General features: G+C 64.0%; 3 protein-coding genes. 1 reads left to right on the forward strand and 2 read right to left on the reverse strand.

Annotated features, from left to right (window positions below; genetic code table 11):
- Positions 1–34 precede the first annotated feature (34 nt).
- Positions 35–1,528 carry an aldehyde dehydrogenase family protein gene (locus NKI63_RS20485; RefSeq protein ID WP_352688691.1) on the forward strand — a complete coding sequence of 498 codons (1,494 nt, stop codon included), beginning with the start codon at positions 35–37 and terminating at the stop codon, positions 1,526–1,528.
- A 155-nt stretch (positions 1,529–1,683) separates the two neighbouring features.
- On the opposite strand, the gene NKI63_RS20490 is transcribed toward NKI63_RS20485, so the two are convergent.
- Both NKI63_RS20490 and NKI63_RS20495 read right to left on the reverse strand, forming a co-directional pair.
- Positions 1,684–3,393: a trimethylamine N-oxide permease gene (locus NKI63_RS20490; RefSeq protein ID WP_352823118.1), complete on the reverse strand. Its 1,710-nt coding sequence runs from the start codon at positions 3,391–3,393 to the stop codon at positions 1,684–1,686.
- Positions 3,394–3,671: 278 nt separating this feature from the next.
- Complete coding sequence (locus NKI63_RS20495; protein WP_352823121.1) at positions 3,672–6,041, reverse strand: trimethylamine N-oxide demethylase; 2,370 nt, start codon at positions 6,039–6,041, stop codon at positions 3,672–3,674.
- Between the last annotated feature and the right edge of the window lie 218 nt (positions 6,042–6,259).

A 6,259-nucleotide genomic window follows, 5' to 3' on the forward strand; every position in this document is an offset into this window, starting at 1 on the left:
CGCCCACCAGGCGTAGGCGCCGGAGGAGGACGTTATGACCATGCCTCAGACAGCGGCGGCGCTGCGGCTGCCGATCGACGGGCGCCATCGCCGGATGTTCATCGGCGGTGGGTGGGTTGATGCCCGCTCCGGTCGGACCATGGAGAGCCGCAACCCCGCCACCGGCGCGGTCATCGCCACAGTGCCGCGCGCCGACCGCCAGGACATCGACGTCGCGGTGACTGCCGCCCGCAAGGCGTTCGAGGGGCCATGGAGCCGGTTCAAGCCTTATGAGCGGCAGGTGCTGCTGCTAAGGATCGCCGACCTCTTCGAAAAGCACTGGGAAGAGATCAGCCGCTCCGACACCACCGACATGGGCATGCCGATCATACGCACCCGCGCCAACCGCAACCGCGTCATCGGCATGCTGCGCTACTATGCCGGCATGGCGACGGCGCTGCACGGCGAGACCATCGACAACTCGCTGCCCGGCGAAATCGTCTCTTTCACCCGCAAGGAGCCGGTCGGCGTCGTCGGCGCCATCATTCCCTGGAACGCGCCAACGGCGGCGTCGATCTGGAAGATCGGCCCGGCGCTGGCGACCGGCTGCACCATCGTGCTGAAACCATCGGAAGAGGCGCCTCTGACGCCGCTTTTGATCGCCGACATCATGAACGAAGCCGGCGTCCCGGAAGGCGTCGTCAACATCGTCACCGGCACCGGCGCCGAGGCAGGCGCGGCACTCGCCGAGCACACCGGCGTCGACAAGATCGTCTTCACCGGCTCGACGGCAACCGGCCAGTCGATCGTGCGCGCCTCGGCTGGCAACCTCAAGCGCGTCTCGCTGGAACTCGGCGGCAAATCGCCGGTCATCGTCTGCGCCGATGCCGATCTCGACAAAGCGGTGCCGGTGGCGGCGATGTCGGTGTTCGCCAATTCCGGCCAGATCTGCATCGCCGGCTCGCGCCTTTTCGTCGAACGCGCCGTCCATGACGAGTTCGTCGAGCGGCTGGCGGCATATGCCAAGGGTCTCAGGGTCGGCGACGGCATCGACCCGGCGACCGAAATCGGCCCGCTCGTCTCCGAAAAGCAGTTACAACGGGTCACCGGCTACCTCGAGGCCGGCACCGCGGAAGGGGCGAAACTCGTCACCGGAGGCACCCGGCTTGTGGAAGGCGCGCTTGCCGCCGGCAATTTCGTCGCGCCGACCGTCTTTGCCGGAGTCTCGGACGACATGAAGATCGCCCGCGAGGAGATCTTCGGGCCGGTGATTTCAGCCTTGCCGTTCGACACGTTGGACGAGGCGGTCGAGCGGGCCAACAACACGCCTTATGGCCTGGCTGCAGGGGTCTTCACCCAAAATCTCGCCACCGCCCATCGGCTGTCGCGAAAGATCCGCGCCGGCTCGGTCTGGGTCAACACCTATCACGCGATCGATCCGGCCGTGCCCTTCGGCGGCTACAAGATGAGCGGCTACGGCCGCGAGGGTGGCGCCGAACACCTCGACGAATATCTCAACACCAAGGGCGTGTTCATCAAGATCGATTGAGCCTGGCGCCGGGCCTAAAACGAAAAACCCGCCTCAGCGGCGGGTTTCGGGGCGAATCAGCACCATAGTGGAATTAATAGCATAGCTGCCGGCACAAAGCAAGAACAAAATGCAGGGACCGGGCGCATCGCGCGCCCGATCCCTCAAGGCAGGGTTCAGATGACAAACAGCCAGTTGGCGAGCAGCATCACCGCGACGCCGGCGACCAGCGTCAGATAGGGCAGCATCCCGGCCTTTCGCACTGTAAGGTCGGACGAGTTCATGCCGAGATCGGCCAGCATGTGGTCGGGGAATTTGCCCTTGTCCTGGATGTAATGCCGGAAACAGAACACCGGGATGATCAAGGCTGCCGTGATCAGCCCGGCCCACAATGCCATCGGGTTCCAGACCTTGGCTCCGGCGCCCATGAAGACAGCGTTGACGTAGGCAAAGATCGCGCCGAGGCCGAGCAGCCAGCTCGGGGCCTTCCAGGGCCGCGCGATGTGGCCATTGTCGATGCGGTGGATCCAGCCGGCATTGAGATTGAGGAAGTTGAAGATGATATAGCCGCAATTCGACACCGCGAGGATGAAGAAGAAGCTTGTCGCGTCGGCCGAGGCGATGGCCAGCACGATCAGGTTGAAGACCAGGTCGGTCCACATCGCCCGCGTCGGTGCGCCATGCTCGTTGACATGGCTGAGGTAGCGCGGCAGCCAGCCGTCGACCGAACCTTGGTAGAGCGTGCGCGAAGAGCCGGCCATCGCCGTCATGATGCAGAGCACCAGCGCCAGGATCATCAGCATGACCAGCAGGCTGTGGATCAGCTGTCCGCCGCCGACCATGCCGGCCAGCGCATCGGCAACGCCGGAGCCGTCGACGATCGGCGTCGCCAGCATGCCGTTCAAGCCGAGCACGCCCTGAAAGGTGAATGGCACCAGGATGAACAGCAGCATGCACAACAGGCCGGAGTAGAAGATCGCCTTGAAGGTATCGGTGCCGGGGTTCTTGAATTCGGAGGTGTAGCAGACGGCGGTCTCGAAACCGTAGGTCGACCATGCCGCGATGAACATGCCGCCGAGCACCAGCGTCCAGCCGGCGATATTCCATGCGCCGGGCTCCGGCGCATAGGCTGCCGCGAGCGGCACCAGCGGCGAGAAATTTGCCCAATCGATCTGGCCGGTGACGATTGGCACCACGCCGACGATCAGCATCGGGATGATGACCAGCAGGCCGATATATTTCTGCACGTTGGCCGTGCCCAGGATGCCGCGGTGCTGGATCGAGAAGATGATCAGCATCAGCACCGCGCCGATGAAAAAGGTGGCGTTGAAGGTAAAGGAAACCGGGCCAAGCGTGTGACCGTAGAGCGTCCAGTTACGGATCGCCGGCGTCGCCGCCGCGGTGACCGCGGTGATGGCGTCGGCGGCGCTGGTTCCGGCATGGGCCGCGATATAGGCGGCGACTTCCGGCGAAGTGTCGGTGAACAGCGGCACCGGCGCCAGTGCGTTGAGGATGTAGGCGGCGGCGATCGAGCAGCCGAGCGACAGCACCGGCGACCAGGCGAACCAGTTGCACCACACCGAAAGCGGCGCGATGAATTTCGAATAGCGCAGCCATGCGGTGGCGCCATAGATCGAGGCGCCGCCGGATTTATTCGGGAACAGCCCGGCGATTTCCGCATAGGTGAAGGACTGCAGGAAGCCCATGACCATGGATACGGTCCAGATCAGGAAGGCCAGCGTTCCGGTAGTGCCGGCGATGCCGCCGATCGAAAACAGGACAAGGGCCGGAACGCCGCTTGCGACCCAGAAGGCGCCGCGCCAATCGATGTTCCGGTGCAGCTGCCCTTCGGCAGGCGGCACCAAGGTGGTGACTATCGTGCTCATTTACGTGGATTCCCCATTTTTGATGTTCCCATCGGCAACAGCCGCAATCTCGCGAGGCGTCATCGACGCTCACGTTGAACGGCCCCAAGCGTTTTCCGCTCAGTAGTATTTTTTTCTTAGCAGTGAAGATTGACCCAACGCGCTTTCACGTCAAGCGCTTTGTGACGCTGTGCACATTGCGTTTGTGAAACAGTCGAGCTTCGTTGGCGCTGCCAACAGGTGCGGTCTCCCTTCTCCCACGACAGCAACGGAGAAGGGAAGAACCAGGGCAGCGTCGATCAGGAGCGCGGCCTGGTCTTTTGCGGGTCGTAATGGGCAAAGGCGACAACGCGCGCCGGCAGCCGCTTGCTGTGGCCGTCGAGCTTGCCGATCTCGACCTCGGTGCCGACCGCCGAATGCGCGACGTCGAGCCTGGCCAGCGCGATGGTCTTGTTTAGCAGCGGCGAGCGCATGCCGGAGGTGACCACGCCGATCTGGGCGCGGCCGACATGTACGCAATCGCCGTGGCCGACGGCGACATTGGCGTCGATGTCGAGGCCGACCAGCTTCCTCTGCGGATTTTCCTTGCGCCGGATCAGCGCCTCGCGGCCGATGAAATCGTCGCTCTTGGTCTTCAGCGGTACGGTGAAGCCGATGCCGGCCTCGAACGGATCTGTTTGGTCGGAAAATTCGTAACCGGCAAAGATCAGCCCGGCCTCGATGCGCACCATATCGAGCGCCTGCAGCCCCATCGGCTTCAGGCCGTGCGGCTGGCCGGCCTGCCAGATCGCGTCGAAGACCTTGTCGGCGTCGCGCGGGTGGCACCAGATCTCGTAGCCGAGCTCGCCGGTGTAGCCGGTGCGCGAGACAATGACGGGAATGCCATTGCCGCCGCCGATGCGGGCGACCGCGAAACGGAACCATTCAAGCTCGTCGATCGACGGCTGCAGCGGCGAGGTCCAGACGATCTGCCGCAGGATGTCGCGGCTTTTCGGTCCCTGCACGGCGACATTGTGCATCTGGTCGGTCGACGAGCGCACCAGCACGCTGAGGCCGAGTTTTTGCGCCGTTTCCCGCAGCCATTCGCCGGATAGATCGTCGCCGCCAACCCAGCGGAAATTATCCTTGCCGAGCCGAAGCAGCGTGCCGTCGTCGATCATGCCGCCGTGCTCGTAGCACATGGCGGAGTAGACCACCTGACCGACGCCGAGCTTCTTGATGTCGCGGGTCAGCGTGTATTGCAGCAGCGCTTCCGAATCCGGGCCGGTGACCTCGAACTTGCGCAGCGGCGACAGGTCCATGATCACGGCGTCCTGCCGGCAGGCCCAGTATTCGTCGATCGGGCCTTGCCTGGCAAAGGAATTGGCCAGCCAATAACCCTTGTACTCGACGAAGTTGCGGGTGTGCTTGGCAAAGCTCGAATGAAAGGCGGTCTCGCGGGTCATTTTCGGTTCCGAATCGGGCGTCATGCGTCTGGCGATCGCTCGCGAGAATTTGTGCTGGCCGGAATAGGTTCGCACATGGATGTCGGTCAGGTCCCAGCCATTGGCCGGCGTGGTGTCGTCGGGGCAGGCGGACGAGACGCAGACGATGTCGGTGAAGGCGCGCAGCAGCACATAGTCGCCCGGCCGCGACCACGGCTCGTCCGAAACCACGACGCCATGCGCGTCGATCGCCGTGTTGAAGAAGAAGTTGATCGCCATCCAGCCGGCGCGGGGCGTGACGCCCTTGTCGGCCAGCGCGCGGTTGAAATTCTCCGAGCAGTTGGGATGGCCGGGATAGCCGATGTCGTCGTAATATTTGGCAGCGCAGGCGAGCGCGAACGCGTCGTGCCGGCCGCAAGTGTCCTGCACCACCTCGACCAGCGGCTCCATGTCCTGGTCGTAGTATTTCGAATGCAGGCCGGGCATCGGATAGCTCGAGCCCATCAGCGTGCGCGTCGTCGTCACGTCGAGCGGATGATCGCGGCCCTTGTCCAGCTTGCGCGCCGAAAAGCACTGGAAATCCGTGCATTGGCGACCGTCGACATCGATGATCTGCAGATAGTCGCCCGCGTTGACGAAGTAGGCCTCCGCCGTCGCCGAATGGACGCGCAGGTCGAGCACGGGATCGGCCAGCGGGTCGGCGAGCCTGGATTTCTCCGCCGGGCGGATGGTGGCGCGCCGGACGATGACGCTAAGCGGCGTCGCGGTATCGTGGCCGTCGACCAGCATCGGCCCGCCGGGCGCGGCAATCAGCATCGAACCGTCGCGGGCGACCGTAAAAGCCTGTTCGGTACCGGCAGGGGTGGCGCCGCCGAAAACGCGAACCCCCTTTGCCTGATCGAGCTGCACCTCGCGCCGCTCGAGGCCTCGGCGCAAGGAAGCGAGGCTATCGTCGCCCTCGGCCAGCATCGCCTTGATGCCGGCGGCATTGCTGTTCGATTGCTCTCCGAGAATGCCGGGATCGGTCGCGCCGCTGCTGTCCCATGCCAGCAGCTCGCAAGCCTGCCCGCCCTCGACATTGCGCACGCTGATCGTATCGCCGGCCTCGACCTCGATTAGCACCGCGCCGTTGCCGTGGACGGTGTAGCGCTCCATCCCGGCCGGCAGCGCGATCTGGCCTGGCCGCAGGATCAGGCTCGGCCGCGGCGGTCCGGCGACGACGGCGGGGTAGGGCGACTGGCTCATCTCAACCCTGGTTTCGAGAAACAAGTTTGCCTGTGTGTGAAATTATTTTAGCGGGAAGAATAGGGCAGAAGAGCCGGAGTTGGCAAGGTGAAGGTGGAGCGCGCGCCTCTTCCTTCTCCCCTTGTGGGCCTGATGCGTAATTCGCTGATTGTGATTCTCTGAGACGAAGCTCGGAGGGAATCGCGATGGCAGTGAAGCAGATGGGCCAGTTGAGCTTG

Origin of the sequence: Mesorhizobium sp. M0410 (genome assembly GCF_040321435.1) — a bacterium.
Classification (GTDB): Bacteria; Pseudomonadota; Alphaproteobacteria; order Rhizobiales; family Rhizobiaceae; genus Mesorhizobium.

Excerpts from the sequence above, each read along its gene's own strand:
- NKI63_RS20485 (WP_352688691.1), top strand. The coding sequence starts at position 35 with ATGACCATGCCTCAGACAGCGGCGGCGCTGCGGCTGCCGATCGACGGG.
- NKI63_RS20490 (WP_352823118.1), bottom strand. The coding sequence starts at position 3,393 with ATGAGCACGATAGTCACCACCTTGGTGCCGCCTGCCGAAGGGCAGCTG.
- NKI63_RS20495 (WP_352823121.1), bottom strand. The coding sequence starts at position 6,041 with ATGAGCCAGTCGCCCTACCCCGCCGTCGTCGCCGGACCGCCGCGGCCG.